Source organism: Arcticibacterium sp. SM2516, from assembly GCF_057914865.1.
In genome coordinates this window covers 5396735-5421254 of record NZ_CP195290.1, presented here as the reverse complement: position 1 = coordinate 5421254, position 24520 = coordinate 5396735, and the positions used below count along the sequence as shown (strand labels likewise).

Annotated in this window: 18 protein-coding genes; 14 read left to right on the top strand and 4 right to left on the bottom strand. The window is 38.8% G+C overall.

Annotated features, from left to right (window positions below; all coding sequences use genetic code 11):
• Nucleotides 1-2 precede the first annotated feature (2 nt).
• Both ade and ACSBFT_RS22085 read right to left on the bottom strand, forming a co-directional pair.
• Entirely contained in the window at nucleotides 3-1643 is a 1641-nt protein-coding gene (gene ade, locus ACSBFT_RS22090) for an adenine deaminase (RefSeq protein ID WP_489602462.1), read from the bottom strand.
• Between the two features lie 178 nt (nucleotides 1644-1821).
• Nucleotides 1822-4101 (bottom strand): RecQ family ATP-dependent DNA helicase, encoded by a 2280-nt coding sequence (locus tag ACSBFT_RS22085; RefSeq protein WP_463048797.1) that lies wholly within the window; start codon nucleotides 4099-4101, stop codon nucleotides 1822-1824.
• A 185-nt stretch (nucleotides 4102-4286) separates the two neighbouring features.
• Between ACSBFT_RS22085 and ACSBFT_RS22080 the strand changes: the two genes are divergently transcribed.
• The 9 genes from ACSBFT_RS22080 to ACSBFT_RS22040 all read left to right on the top strand — a co-directional run bounded on the left by ACSBFT_RS22080 (nucleotide 4287) and on the right by ACSBFT_RS22040 (nucleotide 15325).
• A complete protein-coding gene (locus tag ACSBFT_RS22080) occupies nucleotides 4287-5261 on the top strand; it encodes a KpsF/GutQ family sugar-phosphate isomerase (RefSeq protein ID WP_463048796.1) in 975 nt (324 codons plus the stop codon).
• Between the two features lie 56 nt (nucleotides 5262-5317).
• Entirely contained in the window at nucleotides 5318-6910 is a 1593-nt protein-coding gene (gene nadB / locus ACSBFT_RS22075; protein ID WP_463048795.1) for an L-aspartate oxidase, read from the top strand.
• 134 nt (nucleotides 6911-7044) lie between these two features.
• Nucleotides 7045-7650 (top strand): HupE/UreJ family protein, encoded by a 606-nt coding sequence (locus tag ACSBFT_RS22070; RefSeq protein WP_489604856.1) that lies wholly within the window; start codon nucleotides 7045-7047, stop codon nucleotides 7648-7650.
• Between the two features lie 332 nt (nucleotides 7651-7982).
• The gene (locus ACSBFT_RS22065; RefSeq protein ID WP_489602461.1) at nucleotides 7983-9698 is read left to right on the top strand and encodes an FAD-dependent oxidoreductase; all 1716 of its coding nucleotides are present in this window, start codon (nucleotides 7983-7985) and stop codon (nucleotides 9696-9698) included.
• A 144-nt stretch (nucleotides 9699-9842) separates the two neighbouring features.
• Nucleotides 9843-11561: a GMC oxidoreductase gene (locus tag ACSBFT_RS22060; RefSeq protein WP_489602460.1), complete on the top strand. Its 1719-nt coding sequence runs from the start codon at nucleotides 9843-9845 to the stop codon at nucleotides 11559-11561.
• A 14-nt stretch (nucleotides 11562-11575) separates the two neighbouring features.
• On the top strand, nucleotides 11576-12118 hold the full coding sequence (locus ACSBFT_RS22055) for a GNAT family N-acetyltransferase (RefSeq protein ID WP_489602459.1): 543 nt from the start codon (nucleotides 11576-11578) through the stop codon (nucleotides 12116-12118).
• Nucleotides 12115-13329 (top strand): MFS transporter, encoded by a 1215-nt coding sequence (locus ACSBFT_RS22050; protein WP_489602458.1) that lies wholly within the window; start codon nucleotides 12115-12117, stop codon nucleotides 13327-13329. The genes ACSBFT_RS22055 and ACSBFT_RS22050 overlap by 4 nt, the downstream gene beginning before the upstream one ends.
• Before the next feature lie 77 nt (nucleotides 13330-13406).
• Nucleotides 13407-14189, top strand: coding sequence for a hypothetical protein (locus ACSBFT_RS22045; RefSeq protein WP_489602457.1), 783 nt, complete (start codon nucleotides 13407-13409; stop codon nucleotides 14187-14189).
• Nucleotides 14190-14311: 122 nt separating this feature from the next.
• Entirely contained in the window at nucleotides 14312-15325 is a 1014-nt protein-coding gene (locus tag ACSBFT_RS22040) for an NAD-dependent epimerase/dehydratase family protein (protein ID WP_489602456.1), read from the top strand.
• A 4-nt stretch (nucleotides 15326-15329) separates the two neighbouring features.
• Here ACSBFT_RS22040 and ACSBFT_RS22035 read toward each other — a convergent pair whose 3' ends face one another.
• Nucleotides 15330-17003, bottom strand: coding sequence for an ArnT family glycosyltransferase (locus tag ACSBFT_RS22035; protein ID WP_489602455.1), 1674 nt, complete (start codon nucleotides 17001-17003; stop codon nucleotides 15330-15332).
• A 118-nt stretch (nucleotides 17004-17121) separates the two neighbouring features.
• Between ACSBFT_RS22035 and ACSBFT_RS22030 the strand changes: the two genes are divergently transcribed.
• From ACSBFT_RS22030 to ACSBFT_RS22010, 5 genes are all read left to right on the top strand, one after another.
• A complete protein-coding gene (locus ACSBFT_RS22030; RefSeq protein ID WP_489602454.1) occupies nucleotides 17122-18063 on the top strand; it encodes a glycosyltransferase family 2 protein in 942 nt (313 codons plus the stop codon).
• Nucleotides 18056-18913 carry a lysylphosphatidylglycerol synthase transmembrane domain-containing protein gene (locus tag ACSBFT_RS22025; RefSeq protein WP_489602453.1) on the top strand — a complete coding sequence of 286 codons (858 nt, stop codon included), beginning with the start codon at nucleotides 18056-18058 and terminating at the stop codon, nucleotides 18911-18913. Before ACSBFT_RS22030 ends, ACSBFT_RS22025 begins: the two co-directional genes overlap by 8 nt.
• 45 nt (nucleotides 18914-18958) lie before the next feature.
• Complete coding sequence (locus ACSBFT_RS22020; RefSeq protein WP_489602452.1) at nucleotides 18959-19699, top strand: 3-keto-disaccharide hydrolase; 741 nt, start codon at nucleotides 18959-18961, stop codon at nucleotides 19697-19699.
• 279 nt (nucleotides 19700-19978) lie between these two features.
• Entirely contained in the window at nucleotides 19979-20206 is a 228-nt protein-coding gene (locus tag ACSBFT_RS22015; protein WP_489602451.1) for a helix-turn-helix domain-containing protein, read from the top strand.
• Between the two features lie 180 nt (nucleotides 20207-20386).
• Nucleotides 20387-22360, top strand: coding sequence for a DUF2075 domain-containing protein (locus tag ACSBFT_RS22010; RefSeq protein ID WP_489602450.1), 1974 nt, complete (start codon nucleotides 20387-20389; stop codon nucleotides 22358-22360).
• A 5-nt stretch (nucleotides 22361-22365) separates the two neighbouring features.
• On the opposite strand, the gene ACSBFT_RS22005 is transcribed toward ACSBFT_RS22010, so the two are convergent.
• Nucleotides 22366-24519: a xanthine dehydrogenase family protein molybdopterin-binding subunit gene (locus ACSBFT_RS22005; protein WP_489602449.1), complete on the bottom strand. Its 2154-nt coding sequence runs from the start codon at nucleotides 24517-24519 to the stop codon at nucleotides 22366-22368.
• Nucleotide 24520: the final 1 nt, after the last annotated feature.

Below are 24520 nucleotides of genomic sequence, written 5' to 3'. Positions count from 1 at the left end.
AATTAAGCTTCAAATAAATCTACAAATTCAAATTTTTGACCATTAAATAGTCCTTTATCAGAAAGTTTTAAAGATGGAATAACCAATAAAGCCATGAAAGATAATGACATGAAGGGAGCTTTCAATGTAGCACCCAAAACCTCTTTCGAAAACCTATCAATCTGCTGGTAGTCTTGGGCTACCTCCTCTGCACTTTTATGACTCATTAAACCCGCAATTGGTAGTGGCAAAATACCCATTTTCTCGGCAGAAACAGCAGAAATACCTCCACGCTCTCGTATCACCAGATTTACGGCGTCTGCTATGGCTGCATCATCTACTCCTACGGCAATAATATTATGTGAATCGTGGGCCACAGAAGAGGCGATAGCCCCAGCTTTTAAGCCAAATCCATGAATAAATGCCACAGAAACCTTACTTTTCTGATATCTATTATAAACTACAAGTTTTAAAACATCTCCTTCCACATCGCATATCACTTCTTTCCCCTCTAGGGTTACATCCTTTTTAACAGAATCCGTAATAAGCTGACCATCATTTACTCTTATGACCCGAAGTCTTTTAGAAGGGTCTTTGCAGAACACTTTTAAATCTTCTTTATTCAGATTTTCAGCATTGAAATTATTGACAATTTTACTCTTTGTCTCAGGAAGATGACTTTTCCCATTCTCAGCTACTAAAGTACCGTTAAGATAGGTCTCCATAACATGAAAATCTCTTAAATTTCCTACCCGAATAAAATCTGCAGGATCACCTTCTAAAAGTAAACCGATAGGCAGCGAATAATGCTTGACAGGATTTAAAGATGCCATCCTTAAAACATCAAAAAGACCTACTCCAGCATCAATGGCTCTGGCTACTAAAGCATTTATATGGCTAGTCAAAAGTTCGTCCGGATGTTTATCATCAGAGCAAAACATCATTTGATGCGACCACTCTTTTGCTAAGGGAATCAAGGCTTCGAAATTCTTTGCTGCACTACCTTCTCTTATTAATATCTTAACCCCTAACTTAAGCTTTTCTTCGGCTTCTTCAAAAGTGAAACACTCGTGATCTGTACTAATACCATGACTAAAATACTGCAAGGCATCTTTACCCCTAACTGCGGGAGCATGGCCATCTATTGGTTTCCCCAACCTTTTGGCAATCTCCAGCTTTTTCAAAACTTCAGTGTCTTGAAAAATTACGCCTGGAAAATTCATCATTTCAGCCAAATAAGAAATTTCTGGCATATTAAGAAGCTCTTCAATAACTTCTGAATCTATGACTGCACCAGCAGTTTCAAAAGAGGTGGCTGGCACACAAGATGGAGCACCAAAAGCCAGTTTAAATGGAGTTTGTTTAGCATCTTCCACCATGTACTTCACGCCATCAATACCTAAAACGTTGGCTATTTCATGGGGGTCAGAAACGGAACCTACTGTGCCATGGGTTACAGCCACCCTTCCAAATGAGGCAGGACTAAGCATAGAGCTTTCTATATGAACGTGGGCATCCACAAAGCCCGGTAAAAGATAGCTCTCTCCCTTCTTTTCCTCGCCAAAGTTCTTAATGGTAAAAATTCTCCCATCCTTAACTATTAGCTCTCCCCAGTAAATAGTGTTATCAAAAATATTGACAATGTTACCTTGTATTACCTCCATATATCCATTTTTAAAATGACAAATTTAGGAATTAAATGAACCGCCCAACAAACAAACAGAGCTATTAGTCTTCATAAAAAAATGGCCTTTAGAAATTTACCCAAGGCAATTCGTCTTATAAAACGAAAGAGGCTATCCCACATTCATGAAATAGCCTCTCTTAAAATATAGCTGTGGCTTAGTTGGCCACTTCACTTAAAAACTTAACTCTAATTAGTCTAACGTCTTCTTCCGTTACTTCTTCTTCGTAATCTTCAAACTCCACCATAGCTTTATCTATGGCATCAGACTGTGAAGACATGAAATAATCATAAAGATCGTCTTGCTTATCCTCATCCATCTCTTCTTCCAGATAGTAATCTATATTAAGCTTGGTGCCTGAGTAGCAAATGTTTTCAATCTCCGTTAGCAGTTCATCAAAACTTATCTTCAGAGAGTCCGCTATTTCTGGCAAACTAACTTTTCTATCCACCTGCTGAATGATAACAATTTTGGCCTTTGATTTATTAACTGCAGATTTCACTACAAAATCCTGCGTCGTTTCTATGTCGTTTTCTTCAACATATTTGGCTATCATTTCAATAAAATCCTTACCAAATTTCTTAGCCTTACCCATTCCAACACCTTGAACCTGTGTAAGAGATTCCATATTAATAGGGTAAACACTGGCCATCTCTAATAAAGAAGGCTCTTGAAAAACAGCATAAGGAGGTATTCCGTGGGCTTTTCCTACCTTTTTACATAAGCTCTTAAGCATTTCCAGAAGAGCCTCATCTGCAGCACCACCGCCGCCACTTGGGCCGGAAGACTGAATACCGTCATCTCTACTACCTTCTGCAAGAGAAAGGTCGTGGTCGTCACGCATTTCTATTTCATGCGGTTTCTTTAAAAACGCCTTCCCGGTAGCAGAAACTTTTATGACGCCATAGTTTTCAATATCTTTTTCTATAATACCGTAAACCATTAACTGACGAAGCACTGAAACCCATCTGTCTGTAGGCCCAAATTTCTCTTTCTCCGTGTCGTCTTTACCGTTAGGTTTAAAAAAGTCTATTTTATCTCCTTTGAAATAATTTAAACCTGCACCATACTCTGCTAGTTTATGATGATCATGACTAACGATGTAATCATTTTTAGTGGTATTGGCAGTCAGTAAATCTGCAATGTGTTGCAAAGGAAACCTCTCTTCTGTTGCCAGAATAGCTTTAAGAGCTAAGGTAATCTCATCTTTCACTACAAAAGAACCTGTCTTGTGCTTACAGTTATCACAGAAACCACAGTCCTTGTCCATGTATTCGCCGAAATAGCCGAGAAGCTGACGTCTACGACAAACACCTAAAGTAGAATACGAAACTATTTCCATCAAAAGTGCTTTGGCGTTTTCACGCTCCATCACACTTTTATCTTTATTAAATTTCTCTAGTTTGAGAACATCATCATAAGCATAAAACATAAGGCAGGTTCCATCCAAACCATCTCTACCTGCTCTACCCGTTTCTTGATAATAACCTTCTAAAGATTTAGGGGCATCGTAATGAACCACAAAACGAACATCTGGTTTATCAATACCCATTCCGAATGCAATAGTGGCACAAACCACGTCACAATCTCCCTTCAAAAAGGCATCCTGGTTTTTAATCCTCACATCAGGATCCAAACCTGCATGATACGGAAGAGCTTTAACGCCGTTTACAGATAATAAACTCGCTATTTCCTCTACTTTCTTTCTGCTCAAACAATAAACAATCCCACCTTTCCCTTTGTATTGACTTACAAACTGGATTAGCTGTTTCTTAGGATTAATCTTTGGCCTAACTTCATAGTAAAGATTGGCTCTATTAAAAGACGTTTTGAATAAAGTAGAATCATCCATGTCAAGATTCTTCTTAATATCCATCTGAACCTTTGGCGTCGCGGTAGCCGTAAGGGCTATAATGGGCAAATTAACGTCAATGCTTTCAATAATGCTCCTGATTTTTCTGTACTCTGGTCTGAAGTCATGACCCCATTCAGAAATACAGTGAGCTTCATCTACAGCCACAAAAGACAATTTGGCCTGTTTAAGAAAAACAAGGTTATCTTCTTTTGTTAAAGATTCTGGAGCTATGTAAAGTAATTTACACTCTCCGCTGAGTACATCTTTCTTCACTCTGTTCATTTCTGACTTGTTGAGTGTAGAATTTAAAAATTGGGCATTGATCCCAAAGGCCACCATTTGGTCAACCTGATTTTTCATCAGGGCAATCAAAGGGCTAATTACAACTGCCGTACCGTCTAGCGTAATTGCGGGAAGCTGATAGCATAAGGATTTTCCTGCACCAGTTGGCATGATCACGAAAGTGTTTTGACCAGAAACCACACTGTGTATTATCTTATCTTGCTCTCCTCGAAATTTGTCGAAACCAAAGACATCTTTAAGATTTTGCTTTAGTTTGTTTTCTATTATTATATCAATCATGGTAAGTCACTAAGTACCTGCTCCTTACGTCCTATCAAAGGGCTTTAAAATTATGGTATCTAAATTTAGCCAAAAAAAATCACTTTACTTAGTACTTTTTAACTCAATTCACCTTAAGGGGCTTTAAATCTTATGCTGACAAAGATTTTATACTTTTGTCGAATAATTATTACTGAATTTTATAAGTGGATACGAAAATAAAGAAAAAAATAACCGACTTAGCCAAAAAAGTCATCACCGCTGAGTCAGAGGCAATAGATTCTTTGAAAAGTTCTATTAACGAAGACTTCATAAAAGCTATAAGCCTGATACTCAATTCTAAAGGAAAGGCTGTTTTAACGGGTCTTGGAAAGAGTGCGATAATTGCCCAGAAGATTTCTGCAACCTTTAATTCTACTGGGCAGAGAGCTGTCTTTATGCATGCCGTAGACGCACTTCATGGTGATCTTGGCATATTGGACAAAAACGATATAGTCATTTGTTTGTCTAAAAGTGGAAACAGTCCAGAAATAGTAAATTTACTTCCTTATATTAAACGGGTTAAATCTCCACTAATAGCCATTACTGGCAATGTAGACTCCGCCTTAGCCAAAGCTGCAGATTGCACTTTAAATGTATTTGTAGAAGTAGAGGCCGGCATAAATAACCTTGCTCCTACTTCTTCTACCACTACCGCTTTGGTAATGGGAGACGCCCTTGCAGTGTGTTTGATGGACATGAGAAATTTCGGCCAAGAGGACTTTGCTCAGTATCATCCTTCAGGAAATTTAGGAAAAATCATGCTCCTTAAAGTCTCAGACATTTATACAAAAAATGCAATTCCTGTGGTCAGGGAGAATGAGGGAATTAATGCCGTAATTCTGGAAATCACGTCAAAAAGACTAGGAGCTACTGCCGTTTTAAACGAGGAGGAAAACTTGGTAGGCATCATCACTGACGGTGATTTAAGACGTATGCTAAATGAGAATGCCGATTTCAGTGGATTAAAAGCAAAAGATATCATGGGTAAAACCCCAAAAACCATCAAAAAGGATGTTTTGGGCGTTGAAGCTCTAGGATACATGCGTAAAAACAGCATTACACAGCTCATCGTGGTGGACAACCAAAAGGTTTTAGGATTTATTCATTTACACGATTTACTTAGAGAGGGATTGGTATAATCAGTGGCATTATGGAAATTTCTTCTTTTTTTTGTTGAATAGTCTCAAACACTAATATGCGTCAAACAGATTTTTTAGTTATCGGTTCTGGTATAGCCGGTCTTAGTTTTGCTCTTAAAGCCGCCAAGGAAGGGAAGGTTTTAGTTTTAACCAAAGTAAACGCGGAAGAAACCAACACCAAATATGCCCAAGGAGGGATAGCTGCTGTTTTCAACCCAGAAGTAGATACGTATGAAAAACACATTAGCGACACGCTTATAGCTGGTGATGGGCTTTGTGACAGAAAGACGGTGGAAATTGTCATCAAGGAAGGCCCAGATAGAATCAGAGAATTGATAGAATACGGTGCCAATTTTGATAAAGACGAAGACGGTACTTATGATTTGACCAGAGAGGGCGGTCATTCAGAAAAAAGAATTCTCCATTATAAAGATATTACAGGCTGGGAAATAGAAAGAGCTCTTTTAGAAGAGGTCTCTAAAAACCCAAACATTGAAATCTTAACGCACTATTATGCCGTTGAGGTGATTACTCAGCATCATTTAGGCATTAAGATTACCAGAGAAACGGAAGACATTACGTGCTATGGTATATATGCTTTAGACGTAAACTCTGGAAAAGTAGAAAAGATTCTGTCGAAAATGACACTTATGGCCACAGGTGGTGCTGGGCATATTTATGCAGCCACTACTAATCCTGTGATAGCCACCGGAGATGGCATAGCGATGGTTTATAGAGCAAAGGGGAAAGTTAGAGACATGGAAATGATTCAGTTTCATCCAACTTCTCTTTACAACCCTGGCTCTTTCCCTAGCTTTTTAGTCACTGAAGCCGTAAGAGGTGAAGGCGGCGTCTTAAGAGATAAAAATGGTCGTGAGTTTATGTACGACTATGACGAAAGAGGCTCACTGGCTCCTAGAGATATTGTTGCTAGGAGTATAGATGCCGAAATGAAGAAGTCTGGTGAGGAGTTTGTTTATCTTGACATCACCCATAAGTCTAAGGAAATGATCCTTGATCATTTCCCTAATATCTATCAGAAATGTCTGACGGTAGGGGTAGATATGACCAAAGACTATATTCCTGTAACCCCCGCTGCCCACTACCTTTGTGGTGGTATTCTAGTAGATTATAATGGACAATCTAGCATCAGCAACCTTTTTGCCTGCGGAGAATGTTCCTCCTCAGGACTACACGGAGCCAATCGACTAGCATCTAACTCTCTTGTAGAAGCAGCAGTTTTTGGTAATAGAATAGCTCAAAAGGCCCTTGATAATATTGAAGGTATAGAATTTAATACTTCTATTCCCGACTGGGATGAGTTTGGTGCCGAGCAACCCAAAGAGGCCGTTCTAGTCACGCACAACCTTAGAGAGCTTCAAAGAATGATGTCTGATTATGTGGGAATTGTCCGTTCAGATTTTCGTTTAGAAAGAGCTATGAGAAGATTGCATTTATTGCAAGATGAAACGGAAGAGTTTTATAAGAAAACCAAGTTGTCTGTAAAACTTTGTGAACTTCGTAATCTTATTTTATGTGCCGAAATGGTCATAAAATGTGCTCAAAAAAGAAAAGAAAGTAGAGGCTTACATTACACCACTGACTACCCCTATAAACTTGGAGGGACCCCAGAGAATTCTGTTTTATAAATTAAATATTCTAGAGCAATACAGTAAAGAAAAATTAAACGCTTGAAGGGCCGTGGATAGCCTATAAGATTTTGCGTAAAAAGACCTAGTAAATTGGCTTAATAGATGCCATTTTGTAACTTCAAGCCAATTTTATCTTAAAATATTACATGCAAGAATTTCTCATTTACTTAAAACTTGGTTATCAGCACATAACCGACTTAAAAGGTTTCGATCACATCTTATTCATCGTTGCACTCTGTGCCATTTCTTCCTTAAAACAATGGAAAAGTGTACTTATATTGGTAACCGCCTTTACCTTAGGGCATTCCATGACTTTAGGTCTTTCTGCCACCGGTTTAGTAAAAGTAAATTCTGACCTGATAGAATTTTTAATACCTATAACTATTCTACTAACCTGTGTCGTTAACTTTTTCCATAAGTTCCAGAAAAGTATCTACGCTGAACCGCGAAAAAGAAAACTTGTAAGATACATCATTGCTACCGTTTTCGGATTAATCCACGGACTGGGCTTTTCCAATTACCTTAAAAGTTTATTGGGTGGAGAAAGCAGTATCATAAAACCACTTTTCGCCTTTAACTTAGGATTAGAATTTGGTCAAATCATCATTGTCCTTGCGGTGCTACTATTAAATTTCTTCATGATAACCATACTAGATTTAAGAAGAAAAACTTGGAACCTTATACTTAGTGGAATAATATTCGGAATGACACTTATGCTGATTATAAATGCCAACTAAGTCAAAAAGAATGGCATTGGACTTATTCTAAAAGACTTAAAGACTACCCTGTCCTGAAGGGCTTTTATAGATGATTAAGAATGGATTGCCATATAAATACCGTTAGTAAACCCCTTTACTAGAAACATAGCCTTACTAAAAAAACAAAATTTTTAATTCGACGTTAAAAGCACTTGAGTAAAGACCGAAGACCTTCCTATTATGTCAAGAAGGCTACATTATCGGCAGGTCTCTATAAAAGATATCTTTTTTCATATTCTTACGGTTTTTCTTTGTGGATTTTATTGATCAAATTAGCAAGCTCTTTACGTAATTAGAAAACCTATTAAATAATGTACATACAAGGAAAGGCCAAAGAAGCATTGACTTTTGACGCCATAGTGGTGGGATCTGGAATATCAGGAGGTTGGGCTGCCAAAGAATTGACCGAAAAAGGTCTTAAAGTGCTCATGATAGAACGTGGCAGACACATTGAGCACGTAAGTGGCTATGAAAATGCCATGAAAAACCCTTGGGACTTTGAATACAGAGGCCAACTTTCCAACAAAGAAAAAAAAGAATATTACTCAGGATCAAGAGCTGGCTTTGCCAATGCTCAAGACATACTACCACATTTCGTAAAGGATGTAGATTATCCTTTTGCGGAGCGAAAAAGATTTGACTGGGTACGTGGATATCAAACGGGTGGCCGCTCCCTAACTTGGGGAAAGCAAAGCTACAGATGGAATAAAAGGGATTTTGAGGCTAATTTAGAAGATGGTCATGGCGTAGACTGGCCCATCAGATATGAAGATTTGGCTCCTTGGTATGATCATGTAGAACGTTTTGCGGGTATAAGTGGAAGTATGGAAGGGCTAGACGTATTGCCTGATGGTATATTTCAAACACCCATGGAACTCAACTGCGTAGAAAAAGAAGTCAAAAAAGGAATAGAATCAAATTTTAAAAACAGACACCTTTTTATTGGAAGAGCTGCACATTTGACAAACCCAACAGAAGAACAATTAGCTCTTGGACGTGGTACTTGTCAAAACAGAAACCTCTGTAAAAGAGGGTGCCCTTACGGTGCTTACTTCAGTACACAAGCTGCCACATTGCCTGCCGCCAAAAAAACAGAAAATCTTACGGTGGTCAATGATAAGATAGTTTATCAAACCATTTTTGACAAGGAAACCGATAAGGTTATTGGCGTAAAATCCATTGATGAGAAGACCAATGAAGAAATAGAATATTTTGCCAAAATCATCTTCATCAATGCCTCAGCCATGAATTCAGCGTGGATAATGATGCAGTCGACCTCCTCAAAACATCCAAATGGACTGGGAAATGAAAGCGACCAATTAGGTCGTAATATTATGGACCATCACCTAAATGCAGGTGCAAGAGGTCACTATCCAGGTCATGAAGACAAATATTATTATGGCCGCAGGCCTAACGGTATATACATTCCGAGATTTGCCAATTGGGGGGATGACAAAAGAGATTTCTTAAGAGGTTTTGGCTATCAAGGTGGAGCCAGCCGAGCTCAAGGAGACCCAGGCCTAAACGATGCCAGTTTTGGTGCTGATTTCAAGGAAAAAATGAGCTTACCTGGACCTTGGTCATTTAGTATGAGAGGGTTTGGAGAAACCTTGCCAGACCCTAATAATAGAATAAGATTAGCTGATAAAAAAGACAAAAACGGGTTGCCTCAAATTGAATTTGATGCGGCTTGGGGTCAAAACGAGCTCCAAATGAGAGAAACCATCATGAAAGAAGCCATAGATATGTTAGAAGCAGCTGGCTTAGAAGATGTGGTAGGATATAATGAGATGGAGAAAAGTCCGGGAGTAGGAATACATGAAATGGGTACAGCCAGAATGGGTCGTGACCCAAAAACATCTGTATTAAACAAATGGAATCAAGTGTGGGGAGCAGAAAATGTATTTGTAACGGATGGAGCAGCCATGACATCTTCTTCCTGTGTAAACCCATCCCTAACTTATATGGCTTTAACAGCAAGAGCTGCGAATTATGCCGCCGAACAATTTAAACTAGGCAATCTATAATTATTCCGCCTCATTGATATAATAACCTATAAACATGTCATGTTTTGAATAAATACTAAGGACATTAGCTCTTGATTTTCAAGAGCTATCCTACAAACCTTTTCATTCACCCGTATTTAATAAAAAATATATTCTACCCATAGCATGTATATACAAGGAAAAGCTAAAGAAAACGTAACTTTTGACGCCATTGTAGTAGGCTCAGGAGTATCTGGAGGATGGGCAGCCAAGGAATTGACAGAAAAAGGCCTCAAAGTACTCATGATAGAACGGGGCAGACATATTGAGCATGTTACTGGTTATGAAAATGCCATGAAGGACCCTTGGGATTTCCCACATAGAGGTCAATTAACGAATAAGGAAAAAGAGGAATATTACGCTGGAGCTAGAGCGGGCTTTGCCAATGCTGAAGATATACTTCCACATTTTGTAAAAGACGTAGATTACCCGTTTGCTGAAAAAAGAAGGTTTGACTGGGTAAGAGGATACCAAACTGGCGGCAGATCTTTAACTTGGGGAAAACAAAGCTACAGATGGAATAAAAGAGATTTTGAGGCTAACTTAGAAGATGGACATGGCGTAGACTGGCCAATAAGGTATGAAGATTTGGCACCATGGTATGATTATGTAGAGCGTTTTGCGGGAGTTAGTGGCAGCAGAGAAGGTTTAGATGTTCTTCCAGATGGCATTTTCCAAACGCCCATGGAGCTCAACTGCGTAGAAAAAGAAGTTAAAAAAGGGATAGAGTCTAACTTTAAAAACAGACACCTTTTTATAGGCAGAGCCGCACATTTGACCAATCCAACAGAAGAACAATTAGCTCTAGGTCGTGGTACTTGCCAAAACAGAAACCTATGTCAAAGAGGCTGTCCTTATGGTGCTTATTTTAGTACCCAATCGGCCACTTTACCTGCAGCTAAGAGAACCGAAAACCTTACTGTAATCAACAACAAAATAGTTTACCAAACCATTTTCGACAAGGAGACAGATAAAGTTATTGGCGTAAAAGCCATTGATGAAAAAACAAATGAAGAGGTCGAGTATTTTGCCAAAATCATTTTCCTAAATGCCTCTGCCATGAATTCTGCTTGGATAATGATGCAGTCTAAATCTTCCAAACATGTCAATGGTTTAGGAAATGATAGCGACCAATTAGGCCGAAACATAATGGACCACCATTTGGCTGTAGGAGCTACTGGAAGGTTTGAAGGCATGGAAGACCGTTACTATTATGGACGTAGACCAAATGGCATATATATTCCAAGATTTGCCAACTGGGGTGACGACAAAAGAGAATTTCTTAGAGGCTTTGGCTTCCAAGGGCAAGCAACGCGAGGAAAAGGGCAATACCCAGAAAATGCTGCCACATTTGGAGCTGCGTTTAAGGACAACATGAGCCTACCAGGATCTTGGAATGTCAGTTTATGGGGATTTGGAGAGACACTACCTGACCCAAATAATCGCATGACAATTTCAGATAAAAAAGACAAAAACGGTTTGCCGCAAATTGAATTTGATGCCGGGTGGGGTAAAAACGAAATCCTTATGCGTGAAACCATCATGAAAGAGGCAGTAGATATGTTAGAAGCCGCAGGATTAAAGGATGTGGTAGGAAACAATGACAAAGAAAAAAGCCCAGGTGTAGGAATCCATGAAATGGGTACTGCAAGAATGGGAAGAGATCCTAAAACTTCGGTACTCAACAAATGGAATCAGGTGTGGGGTGCGGAGAACGTTTTTGTAACAGATGGAGCAGCCATGACTTCATCTTCCTGTGTAAACCCATCTTTAACTTATATGGCTTTGACGGCTAGGGCCGCCAATTATGCCGCTGAACAATTTAAACTAGGTAAGCTCTCGTGATTAATAAAGGACAAATGAACATTTTCAGTGAAAGGATAACCCTGAAACTGGTAGACAACTGTGACCTAGAACCTATTCATAAGCTACTCGCCAGACCGGAAGTAGACCATTTTAATACACTAGGAATACCTAAAGACATTAAAGAAACCGAGGGTACCATAAAACCATGGATCTCGGAAAACAGTAAAGACAGCATTGAAAATTACACCTTCTCCATTGAGCTGACTAAAACCAATCAGTTCATAGGCCTAATTGCTTTGGTTTCTTCTGGTTCAAAAAAGCAGCAAAAAGCAGAAGTATGGTATAAACTTCATCCAGATTTTTGGGGTCAAGGTTTTGCTAGCGAAGCTTTGGAGAGCATTTTAAGTTTTGGCTTTAGTAAACTGAAGCTACACAGAGTAGAAGCAGGCGTAGCCGTAGAAAATATAGCTTCCATTAGAGTCCTAGAAAAACTCAACATGCAGCAAGAAGGAAGAAAAAGAAAGGTATTACCCTTGAAATCTGGTTGGTCAGATAACTATATGTACGCCATTCTTGCCGAAGACTTTAACGCATGAAAAAATCAACTTGGCTACTCCTTTTAGTAGCCTCTTTAGGTTATTTTGTTGACACCTTCGACTTAGTACTTTTTGTGGTTATTGGTAAGAGTAGTTTAGCAGAAATGGGTTACTCTGGAGCATCTCTAGACCATATGAGATTATTACTGTTTGACATTCAAATGGTTGGTTTACTCATAGGAGGAGTTGTATTCGGTGTTCTTGGTGACAAAAAAGGACGCCTTTCGGTGCTCTTTGCTTCCATCATTTTATACTCTGTTTGTAATATCATTAATGGATTCATCTCTGATATTTATTCTTACTCCGCTCTTCGGTTTTTAGCTGGAGTTGGCTTGGCGGGCGAATTAGGCGTAGGCGTCACCATTGTGGCAGAAACTATGCCTCAGAAAATTCGGGGCTATGGCACTTCCATATTAGCCGCTACAGGTGTTTTAGGAGCCGTAGTGGCTGGCCTCATTGGCGATGCCTTCTATTGGCGTTATGCTTTTTTTATTGGCGGAGCACTCGGTATACTTCTTTTACTCTTACGCATCGGTACTTATGAGTCAGACATGTTTCTTCATGCCAGTGAAAGCAAAAAAGAAAGAGGAAACATTCTAAAGCTCATTAGAAATCCGAAAAGCAGAAAAATCTACCTTTTAAGTTTGCTCGTGGGCATCCCAGTCTTTTTCGTGGTCACTATTTTAATGCAAATGGCACCTTCATTGGCAGAAGAATTGGGTATAAAAGGAGAAATAACCACAGGAAAAGCAGTGGCATTTATATACCTCGGTTTAGCTTTTGGCGATGTGCTTTGTGGCGTAGTAAGTCAAAAACTCCAAAGCAGAAAAAAGGCTATAGGCATCTTTCAAGTATGCAGTTTGATAATTTCTTTGGTCTATCTCAACCTCCATGGGCAGTCGGCTTACACCTTTTACACCGTCTGTATTTTAATGGGTATTTCTACAGGTTACTGGATAGTGATGATTACCATGGGAGCAGAACAGTTTGGCACTAACATAAGATCTACCGTAGCCACCACCATTCCTAATTTTGTGAGAGGAGCCGCTATCCCTATCAGTATGTTATATGGCTTTATTGGTGCTATAAACGGATTTACCATTATTCAAGCCGCCATCATTACGGGGGTACTGTGTTTCTCATTAGGTATTTATGCCAATTATGCCCTACCTGAGACTTTTCATAAAGATTTAGATTATCTGGAAGATTGAAGGGCATAAATAAATATTGAGCCAGAAGAAATATTTTAAAGTCTATAGGCGTTAAAATGAAAAACTATCTCAACACTATGAAAAACACTAGCATTCTTTTTCTGCTTCTAAGCTTAACAATATTCTCATGTAAAAAAGACGAGGGAACCGAACCCATATCTGGCGTCGATGTAGTAGATACGATTCAAGAAGAAGTTGACTTGCTTCCCGAAATCACAGCCACAGAAATAGAGCAAAATTCCATTACTCAGATGGATGTAACACTAACACCAGATAATAAAGCCTCCGCCAAATATCTTTTATATTTATCTTACGACGATAATAATAGATTAAAAAGTGTACTTAGAAACACCGATACGCTTTATGCCTACAATTATAAGACAGACCAAGTTTCTGTACTTGATAATGGGAACAAAAAAATAATTTACTTGAGCAATGAGGGAATAGCAAAAGAAATCCAAGGCCTTACAAATCAATACAAATACTATTTTAAGAATAATTACTTCGTTAGAACCACAGAAATTAATTCTCTCAAGAAAGATTATTCGAGCGAAGGAGATCTAATGTTTTATAGAAACGGTGATCTCACCGCAGAATACGACTATACAGACCTACCGAATACCATACGCCAAGAGGTCTTATCTCCTTTAACTTTCCACTGGTCTTTTAGAGACAAGTATCTTGGGAATTTCAGTACACATCTGCTTAAAACGGTTGTTTTCCATGATGCCAGTTTAAATTTTGACTACACGCTTATCTTCTCCTATGAGTTTGACGAATTGGACCGTGTAAGCAAAGTCATTATCAACAGACAAGATGAACAGATTTCGTCATTAATTGAATACAAGCTCACTTACTAGAAATTAATAAAATCCTACTAAAACGGCTTGTACTATTAAAAGAAGAATTCCTTAAAGAATAAGTACAAAATACGAACCTTTTTCCGCTAAAAGGGATTTTATGGAACAAGTGATTCATAAAAATGAAAATTCTAGTTACAGGAGCGGCCGGTTTTATAGGACTTCATCTTATTAAAAAACTAATAGGCGAAGGACATGTAGTAGTAGGTTTTGACAATATCAATAACTACTATTCGCAGCAGCTGAAATACGATAGACTGGCAGATAATGGAATAGCGGCAAATGCTCAAATGCCCGAAAAAACATTAATAGCTTCTACCGTTTTTGATAACTATAGATTTATAAAAGCAGACCTACTAGATACTGAGGCTTTAGATGAGCTTTTTGCCTCAGAGCAATTTGACGTTGTCATTAATCTTGCTGCCCAAACGGGTGTAAGAAACAGTATTGACAATCCTAAAACATATATTAAAAATAATGTTGATGGCTTCTTAAATATCCTAGAAACGGTTAAAAAGTATCCTGTTCATCATTTAATATATGCATCTAGCTCTTCTGTTTATGGAAACAATGCAAAGATTCCGTTTTCGGTAGACGACAAAGTAGACCATCCCGTAAGTATTTATGCGGCTACCAAAAAGAGTAATGAACTTATGGCTCACACTTATAGCCATTTGTATCAAATCCCAACTACAGGTTTGAGATTTTTCACGGTTTATGGCCCATGGGGCAGACCAGACATGGCCCCTTCCCTATTTGCAGACGCTATGATGAATAAACGTGCCATCAAAGTTTTCAATAATGGAGACATGGAGCGTGATTTCACCTATGTAGACGACATCGTTGAAGGTATTTCTAGGCTTTGCATAAATGCTCCTCAAGGCCCGGGAGTTCCGTATGCCCTGCATAATATTGGCAATAGCACGCCTATCAAACTGATGGATTTCATTGAGGCACTGGAAGCCAATCTGGAAATAGAAAGCATTAAAGAAATGTTGCCAATGCAGCCGGGTGATGTGAAAAGAACTTATGCCGATATTGAGAGCCTGCGAAAAGCCATTGAATATACCCCTAACACCTCCCTTAAAGATGGCGTAAAGCACTTTGCCAACTGGTTTAAAAACTACAACGCATAATTTCTCATTTCACTTGAACTAAGTAAGCGGTTTCTAAAACAGAAGCTCTCGTGTTGGGATTTAGAAAATCTAAGCGGGGCTTAGAGACGCCAAAGTGTTTGAAGTGAAATTTCTTATTCCATTTAATACCCGCATTTTGCACCGCTTCTAAATCATCGTCATAGAAAAAAAGCCACTGTCCCGGCTTCACATTTTCTTTAACATCTTCTAAGGCTATTCTTGGCGTGTTTCTTTGGGTATAAAAATCTAAAGACCAACTGTATCTTCCAAAAAGTAGAAAAATATCCTTCGTAGGAATAGCCTCTTCTTTAATCACTTTGGCCGCTTCATTACCCGCTTGAAAAGGCATGATGTTTGGATAATAATGCGTACTCAGGCAGAAATTTATGATAGCCATATAAGAAACCGACACGAAAACTATCTTACGCCAAAGCTCCATTTTCTCCTTAATAATGAAGCCCAATACCACTATCAAAAAGCCATATGCTCCCAAGAGAATAGGTGATGGCAATCCAAAGGCCCAAAAGGTGAGGTAAAAAATACCGCCCGCTATGAGTGTTAAAGAGACATACTGTACTATCAAAATAACTTTCAATGTTTTAAGGCTATTCCTGTCTTTCAAGTTGATGATAAAACCTGCTACCAAAACAGACAAAATAGGTAATAAACTATTCAGATAATGTGGCAACTTAAACTTAGAGGTACTAATAACAAATAAAACTAAAATGGCACCTACAGAAGTCAAAATCTCCAAACCTTTAACATACTTAAAATTGTTTTTGACCAGTGATTTTATTCTGTCAAAAAAGGCCAAGTAAACGATAAAAGACCAAGGGATAAAAGCCCAAAGTAGATTATGAAAAAAGAACAGATAATCGGGATTGTTCTCTCCAAAACCTTTTGCGGTAAGCCTATTAAAGTTTTGGTCCCAGAGAATAAATTTTACGCCAGAAACATTCGTTTGACCTTCTATCACTAGCTCTGGATGTAAATCATACTGCACATAATAGGCGTAAACCACGGGCAAAATGCCCAAACCAAAAACCACTAAGCCTAAAAGCGATTTCCAGCTAAAAAAAGCTGACCACTTTCTGGCGTAAGCCATATAGGCCAGTAAAACCACACCCGTAATAAAAACACTGAGATGCCCTTTGCATGAAAATGCAATAGCGGCCGCAAATGCTCCCACCACCAAATATTTAAGCTGAGAAGTATGAATGTATCTTACCAACTGCCATACACTCCAAATAGACGCACCAGTTAAAACAGCATCTGTACGGACGTCATGATTGGCCAAAATAATGGCATAAGAAGAAAGAAATACTAAAGGAGCAATTTGGGCTGCTATTTCCCCGTAGAACTCTTTGGCCAATTTATAACATGAATAAGCCCCAATACCCGTAAATAAAATGGCCGGCAAACGATAAGCAATATGTGAAATCCCAAATACTTTAAAGGAAATTGCAGACAGCCAAAAGTGCATATGCGGCTTGTCTAGATAAGGAATACCTCCCTTAAAGAGGTGTAGAAAATCATTATCTAGGTATATTTGCATGGCCATTGTAGCGTGCTGGGCAGAGTCATTCTCCATCAGGGGAATAAATAAACCAACCACATATACGGCAGCCAACAAAAAGTACAACAGATTATAATCGTCTTTGGAAATAATACTATTCATAGGATAAAGTCTTAAAAGACCAAAAATTGAGATGAATTTGAGTGCTAATTATTTTCTTATTCGACGGTAAAATTAAATATTAAAAAGAGCATCTATAGCCCGCCAAGAACATATTTTCATGAATAAATCTCCGAAACTATCCATAATAATCCCCGTTTTTAACGAAGAAGGAAATAACGCCTTACTGTGCGATGCCATAGGTAAAGAATTAAAAGACTACGCATACGAAATCATCTTTGTAGACGACTACTCAACCGACGGGACTAGAGAAGAAATAAAAGGCTTCAAAAATCCAAATGTGGTGCTGATAGAACTTAAAAGGAACTATGGACAAAGCTCTGCATTGGCCGCAGGAATAGACTACGCCACAGGAGATTACGTCATCACGATGGATGGCGACATGCAAAACGACCCTTCGGATATTACCATGATGCTGAACCTAGCCATAAAAGAAGAATGGGATATGGTGACAGGTCAAAGGCAAAAAAGAAAGGATAATTTCCTGAGAACACTACCCAGTAAGATTGCCAATTACATCATCAGAAAAGCCACCAAGTTCCATATTACGGATGCCGGCTGTGCCTTAAAAGTAATGACGGCCGAAACGGCTAAAAACATTCCGCTTTATGGAGAGCTTCATCGTTTCATAGCCTTAAATGCTCATATAGATGGGGCCAGAATTACAGAAGTGCCTGTAAAACATCATGCTCGCCAGTTCGGGGTTTCTAAATACGGATTAGGCAGAACATTTAAAGTTATTAATGACGTCCTTTTGATTCTTTTCCAACAGAAATACATGCAGAAACCACTGCATTTTTTCGGGAATCTAGGGATGACCTTCTTTGGTATTGGTGCTTTGATAAATCTTTACCTTTTAATAGTGAAACTATCTGGAGAAGACATTGGTACCCGTCCGCTACTTATTCTTGGAGTGCTTTTAGTGTTGGTAGGTATACAGTTTTTCACCATCGGTATTGTGTCAGATTTACTGATGAAAACCTATTACGAGTCGCAGGACAAAAAGCCTTATAACATTAGAAAAGTCTCCACTTTTGAATAAAAAATCGCTTATAACGGCTCTTAAGATTCTATTTACGGTGGTGTTACTTTATGTGGTATTCACCAAAATTGAGTTTGAAAAAATAAAATCTGTTCTAGCAGATGCACAAATACTTCCGTTACTTCTGGCGGGAGTATTATTGTTAATTTCTCAGTGGATTTCAGCCGAAAGACTTCGTTATCTACTTTCAAAAAACACCTTCAATATCTCAAAAGCCAGCAACTACGCTCTGTATTTGCTGGGTATGTTTTATAATTTCTTTATTCCTGGCGGAATAGGTGGCGATGCCTACAAGGTGTATGCCATGCATAAGAAGTTTGATTGGTCTGCCAAAAAACTAACTGCCGTACTCTTTATAGACCGTCTTACAGGCTTAGCGGCTATCGGTGTTTTGGCTTGCCTTTTAGCCATAGGCTTGCCTTTGTTTCAAACGCCCCCCTTCACTTTACTTTTGATAGCAGCCGTTCCTGTGGGCTTAGTAAGCTTTTATCTTATTGTTAAACAGTTTTTCCCTTCTTTTAAGACAATACTTATACGCCCCCTTCTTCTTTCTCTTTTGATTCAGGGTTTACAGGTTTTCAGTTTGATAGCTTTACTTTACAGCATTTCGGAACCAAGCGACAGCATTGTTTACGCGGTAGTGTTTTTAGTTTCTTCAGCACTGTCTATCTTTTCTTTTTCTGGCATTGGCATAAGGGAGCTTATTTTTTATCAAGCTGCGGTATTCTTTGCTTTTGATAGCACATTAGCCGTTACCGTTGGCTTTCTTTTCTCATTTATTACAGCAGTCATTTCTCTATTTGGCATCGTTTATCATATCCAAAAGCCAGACTTAAAACTGGAGGGATAATTCCATTTTTTTGTACATTGTTGGCTAGAAAAAAATGTAACCCAAATGAAATTCCTATCAATACTGCTTATAGCATCCTCTTTACTGTGTCAAGCTCAAGTTTTACCTACAGTCTCACTCTTTAATGGTAAAAACTTGGAGGGCTGGTACATGATATCTCAAGACAACTCTCCCGCTCAAAACTACTTTGGTGTAAAAGATAAAGCCATACATGCATATCCCAACCAAACGGCAGATAGCAAACAACCCTTTGCTGCTATTATCACAGATAAAGAGTACGAAAACTATGTTTTAAAGTTCGAATACAAATGGGGTGAGAAGAAATTTGCTCCAAGAGAAAACGAAGTAAGAGACGCGGGAGTGGTATTTCATATATTTGGTGAGCGAGTTATCTGGCCCTCTGGCATAGAGTGTCAAATCCAGGAAGGCGACAGCGGTGACTTATGGATAATACAGGCTAGAGCCAGCTCTAAAGTGGATGGCAACGGAAACAATTATAGCCCAGAAGGTACTTTAATAACCAAAGGCGAAAAAAACACCTACAGCCGTATATCTAGAATGAACTCCTGGGAACACTCCGGCTGGAATAATGTCATGGTCACCGTAAATGGTAATAATGCTAAATTCTTTATCAATGGAAAGCTGGTAAACGAGGCCATTAATATGCAGCGATACGATGAAAGCACTAAAAGGTGGGTGCCATTAACCAAAGGTCAAATCCTTCTTCAAGCAGAAGGCTCCGAAGTGTTTTACAGAAACATCACGATACAAGACCTGAAAAAATAAGCCTACAAAAAAGAAGCCGAGCGGCTTCTTCCTGCAGATTTAATAAAAGGGGAAATGACTACAAAAGCACGTAAGCCTCCCAAGAAAGCTTGATGCTCTCATGCCTTATACTATAAAAGTGTTCCACATCTATCATTAAACACTTTGGGGCGTATTGGGGAGTTTTGGGTTATTGTTTGGGGTGTATTTCTTGAGCAGCCCCAAAAGTTGACTATAGTCCGTTGCTCAATAGTCAACATGACTTTACCTTCATTAATATAACATTCAAAATCTAGACAATTGGGAAATCTAGCACACGCTATTGGTCAGCGAATTATAGGCCTTCGAAAAGCTCATAATAAATTATCTCAAGAAGCCTTGGCATATAAAGCTGAAGTGGATAGAACCTACATGACAGGTATAGAGCGAGGCAGCAGAAATGTCTCTGTTCTTGTTCTAAACAAAATTGCCAAAGCTTTAGATACAGATTTGGCTTCATTTTTCAATCATGAATTGTTTAAAGAATAAAAACTGATTAGTATTAAAGACAACTAGTCCAATCAATTTTTTATTTAAAAACAATTAGTTTTAGATCAGTCTTTTAGATTTGTATAACTTATTCTATTAAAAGATGACCCAGCACTATTTTAAGAATATTTCAACTTTCAACCTTTACCAACTCGTGGTTCATAAATCTAAAATCAACAAATGCTGAACTACTATTACTCCGATTCTATTGCAGCATTTTTAAAAAAATCAGCTGAAACCATTATAGGTGAAATTTCAAGAAATGGTAGACAAGGACATATAAACACAGAATTAAAAGCATGGGAAGGTCAGATAGAAATATTAAATACTGTTTTAAAAAGTTTTAATGGTAGTATTTATTTCGAGTTTTCTATACCCCGAATGGGTAAGCGAGTTGATTGCCTTTTACTAATAGGGAATATTGTTTTTGTTTTGGAATTCAAAGTAGGTGAAAAAGAATACTTAAAACATAACTTAGAACAAGTTTGGGATTATGCACTTGATTTAAAAAACTTTCATAAACCGAGTCATTCGCAAATTCTTGTTCCGGTATTAATTGCTACAAAAGCAAAAGACTTACCAATTGAAATAGTTCTAACCAGTCATGATGATGACTTGATAAAACCTATTAAAACAAACTCCAAAAATTTAAAATTATGCATTGATACAGTTTTATCTACTTTCAAGAGTAATCAAATAATAAACGCTTTTGATTTCATTTCGGGAAGCTATTCCCCTACCCCTACTATTATTGAGGCCGCCGTAAAAATGTACAATAGTCATAGTGTGGAAGAAATCACTAGAAGTGATGCTGACGCCAAGAATTTAAAAGTAACAACCGATTACATTTCAAAAACCATTGAATTTGCAAAATCAGAACATAAGAAAGTAATATGTTTTGTAACTGGAGTTCCAGGTGCGGGAAAAACACTTGTAGGCTTAAAAGTAGCTGCGGAACATTTAGATAAGGAAAAAGGGAACACCAGTGTATTTCTTTCTGGCAATAAACCGTTAGTTGATATTCTTCAAGAAGCATTAACAAGAGACAAAGTATTACAAGAAAAACTTAAGGGCAAAAAAATCACAAAAGCACTAGCTCGTGAAAGTGTAAAAACTTTTATTCAAATAATTCACCATTATAGAGATGAATATTTAAGGGATTCAAAAGCACCTTTTGACCATATTGCTATTTTTGATGAAGCCCAAAGAGCTTGGACCAAAGAGCAAACTGTAAAGTTCATGAGGGAGAAGAAAAACAAACCTGACTTTCAGTATTCTGAGCCAGAGTTTCTGATATCTTGCTTGGACAGACACAATGACTGGGCAGTAATCATTTGTCTCGTCGGTGGAGGCCAAGAAATCAATACTGGTGAGGCAGGTATTTCAGAATGGATAGAAGCGGTAAAGAATAGTTTTCCTTATTGGGAAACCAGAATTTCGCCAAACCTTTACGAAAGCGAATATAATGCTATTGAAGCCATTAAAAACCTTCAATTACAGAACAAAGTACTTTTTGAGGAGAATTTACATTTATCTGTTTCCATGCGTTCTTTCAGAGCAGAACTAGTTTCTAAATTCATTAAACAAATTTTGGACAAAGATGAAGCTGCTGTAGAAACATTTCAAGGAATAAAATCAAAATACCCAATAGTACTGACACGTAATTTACAAACTGCCAAAAATTGGCTTAGAGAAAAAGCAAGAGGAAGTGAAAGATATGGAATTGTCGTTTCTTCACAGGCCTATAGATTAAAACCTTTGGCGATGGATGTTAGGTCACCCATCAATCATGTCAATTGGTTTTTAAATAACAAAGACGACATTCGTTCTTCATATTTCCTAGAAGATGTTGCCACTGAATTTCAAGTACAAGGCTTAGAATTAGATTGGGCCTGCGTCACTTGGGATGGGGACCTAAGAAGCTCAAAAGATGGTTGGGAATCATTTTCATTTCGAGGCAATAAATGGCAGAAAATCCATAAAGAGACTAGAAAAAAATATCTATTAAATGCATACAGGGTATTGCTAACTCGAGCAAGGCAAGGTATGATATTAGTAGTTCCTGAGGGAGATATTGAAGACCATACTAGACACCCTAAATTCTATGACGATACATACGAATATTTAAAAAAAATAGGTCTACCAATTATATAATCCCCCTACCCCAAAACAAACGGCATATCCCTAATCCTCTTACCCGTTAACCTGAAGGTAGCATTTGCTATGGCGGCGGCTATGGGGCCTAAAGGTGGTTCGCCTACTGCTCCTGGAGCATTGGAATTTTCTAGTATCATCACATCTATTTCTTTGGGAGCGTGACGCATCATGGCCATTTGATATGGCCCGTAAATGGTAGGGCTTAGTTGCCCATCGGTTACTTCCATTTTTTCAAACATTGATGCACTCATTCCCATAATAATGGCACCTTCACACTGAGCTCTAATCTGGTCTGGATTTACAGCCAATCCTACGTCTATCACGCAGGTTACCTTATGCACTTTAATTTCACCGTCTAAGATAGAAACCTCCGCTATCTGAGCCACTGGTGTGTTGGCATCTGTGCAGCAGGCAAAACCCACTGCCCTACCTTCTGCTAATGTCATATTCTTCCAGTTCACCCTATCTCTGGCCGCTTCTATCACTGTTTTAAGGCGATTACCCGCGGTATCATCCCCTATTTGGTCTAGCCTAAACTGTATGGGATCTTTGTCTGCTTTTACGGCCAGTTCGTCCATAAAACTTTCTATAGAAAAAGTATTGGCCAAGAGCCCCAAACTTCTCCACCAACTGGTGGCAAAAGGTAATTTTACTCGCCAAGAAATAGCACGATAGTTAGGAATACCGCTGTATTGAATCATGCCACCACGCCATGCACCAATATCCGCTCCTAAAGCGACATTGGCAATATGCGGCACTATGGCAGAGCCAAAAGCCACATCACCACTAGAAACATTATGCTCCAGAGCCTCTATTTTGCCATCTGATGTAAGTTTAGCTTTTAAGACATGATGTGTTGGCGGTCTGAAAGTATCGTTTTGAAATTCTTCTTTTCTATTAAAAAAGCATTTGACAGGTTTACCAACGGCCTTTGAAAGCACCGCCGCCTGAATGGCATTTGGCGTATGCAGCCTTCTACCAAAACCGCCACCCAAATAGGTTGGTTTTATTTCCACCTGCTCCTCTTTCAAGCCCAGTCTTTTTGCCACCTCTTTTCTAGTAATTCCGACCACTTGGGTTGAAATCATCACGGTAGCTTTATCTTTCTCTACAAAAGCCACGGCACCGTTTGGCTCTATTTGAGCATGAGCACCCAGCGGGCTCGTATATTCTGCGGTAATCAATCCCTCTTCTGATGCTAAAACTTTCTCAGCCTTACCTTCTTTCTGAATTTCAAAAGGCTCCCCTTTTCCTACTTTCACCAGAGCCTCGATATCCTTGGTTTGCCAGACTTTGTCCGTTTCCCAATTCGCGTTTATGGCTTCCTTGGCATTTTCTGCCGCCATTCTTGAAGTAGCCACCACACCCACAAAATCTTCTTCTTTCACCACTTTGACCACGCCTGGCATTTTCTCCGCTTCTGTAGTATCTGCATCTAGGTATTTTGCACCTATTGCCGAAGGCCTCACCACCGCTCCAAAAAGCATATCTGGCATAGCGGCATCCATTCCAAATATCGGTTTACCCAACACCTTGTCTTTTAAATCGACACGGCTAACGGGCTTTCCTATGTATTTATAGGCTTTCAAATCCTTTAAAGCAGGTGTATCTGACAGTTCCCATTCGGTAATTCCTGCTACGGCTTCGCCAAAAGTCATGGTTTTATTTCCTGAGCTTATGACGCCATCCGTCACTTTCAAAGAGGCTAAGTCTACCCCCATTTTCTTGGCGGCTTCAGCTTTTATAACCTCTCTGGTGGTAGCGGCCAATTCTCTCAGCGGCATCCACAAACTAGATATGGACGTACTGCCACCCGTAGCAAAAGCATCAAAGTGTAAGCTTGAAGGAGCGTGTTCTACCCTAATTTGATTGATGTTTATTTCTAATTCGTCGGCAGCCATTTGTGCCAATCCGGTAAAAGTGCCCTGCCCCATCTCTACTTTTGGGCTATACAGCGTTACCACATTATCAGCACTTATTTCAAACCAAACTTCAGGGTCTGAGATGTTTCCTGCGTATGGCGTTTCTGCCGTATTTGCCACGCCTGCCAAGGTTCTTCTAATAGGCTTTTTAAACAAATACGTTGCCCCCACTAGTAAGCCCGTTCCGCCTAAAATAGACCTAATTATAAATTTCCTTCTAGATACTTTAGCCATG

Bases quoted from the DNA above. Each gene is read 5' to 3' on its own strand.
- ACSBFT_RS22055 (WP_489602459.1), top strand. From the start codon at position 11,576: ATGAACATTTTCAGTGAAAGGATAACCCTGAAACTGGTAGACAACTGT.
- ACSBFT_RS22010 (WP_489602450.1), top strand. From the start codon at position 20,387: ATGCTGAACTACTATTACTCCGATTCTATTGCAGCATTTTTAAAAAAA.
- ACSBFT_RS22045 (WP_489602457.1), top strand. From the start codon at position 13,407: ATGAAAAACACTAGCATTCTTTTTCTGCTTCTAAGCTTAACAATATTC.
- ACSBFT_RS22065 (WP_489602461.1), top strand. From the start codon at position 7,983: ATGTACATACAAGGAAAGGCCAAAGAAGCATTGACTTTTGACGCCATA.
- ACSBFT_RS22030 (WP_489602454.1), top strand. From the start codon at position 17,122: ATGAATAAATCTCCGAAACTATCCATAATAATCCCCGTTTTTAACGAA.
- ACSBFT_RS22040 (WP_489602456.1), top strand. From the start codon at position 14,312: ATGAAAATTCTAGTTACAGGAGCGGCCGGTTTTATAGGACTTCATCTT.
- ACSBFT_RS22085 (WP_463048797.1), bottom strand. From the start codon at position 4,101: ATGATTGATATAATAATAGAAAACAAACTAAAGCAAAATCTTAAAGAT.
- nadB (WP_463048795.1), top strand. From the start codon at position 5,318: ATGCGTCAAACAGATTTTTTAGTTATCGGTTCTGGTATAGCCGGTCTT.
- ACSBFT_RS22050 (WP_489602458.1), top strand. From the start codon at position 12,115: ATGAAAAAATCAACTTGGCTACTCCTTTTAGTAGCCTCTTTAGGTTAT.
- ACSBFT_RS22005 (WP_489602449.1), bottom strand. From the start codon at position 24,519: ATGGCTAAAGTATCTAGAAGGAAATTTATAATTAGGTCTATTTTAGGC.
- ACSBFT_RS22060 (WP_489602460.1), top strand. From the start codon at position 9,843: ATGTATATACAAGGAAAAGCTAAAGAAAACGTAACTTTTGACGCCATT.
- ACSBFT_RS22020 (WP_489602452.1), top strand. From the start codon at position 18,959: ATGAAATTCCTATCAATACTGCTTATAGCATCCTCTTTACTGTGTCAA.
- ACSBFT_RS22035 (WP_489602455.1), bottom strand. From the start codon at position 17,003: ATGAATAGTATTATTTCCAAAGACGATTATAATCTGTTGTACTTTTTG.
- ade (WP_489602462.1), bottom strand. From the start codon at position 1,643: ATGGAGGTAATACAAGGTAACATTGTCAATATTTTTGATAACACTATT.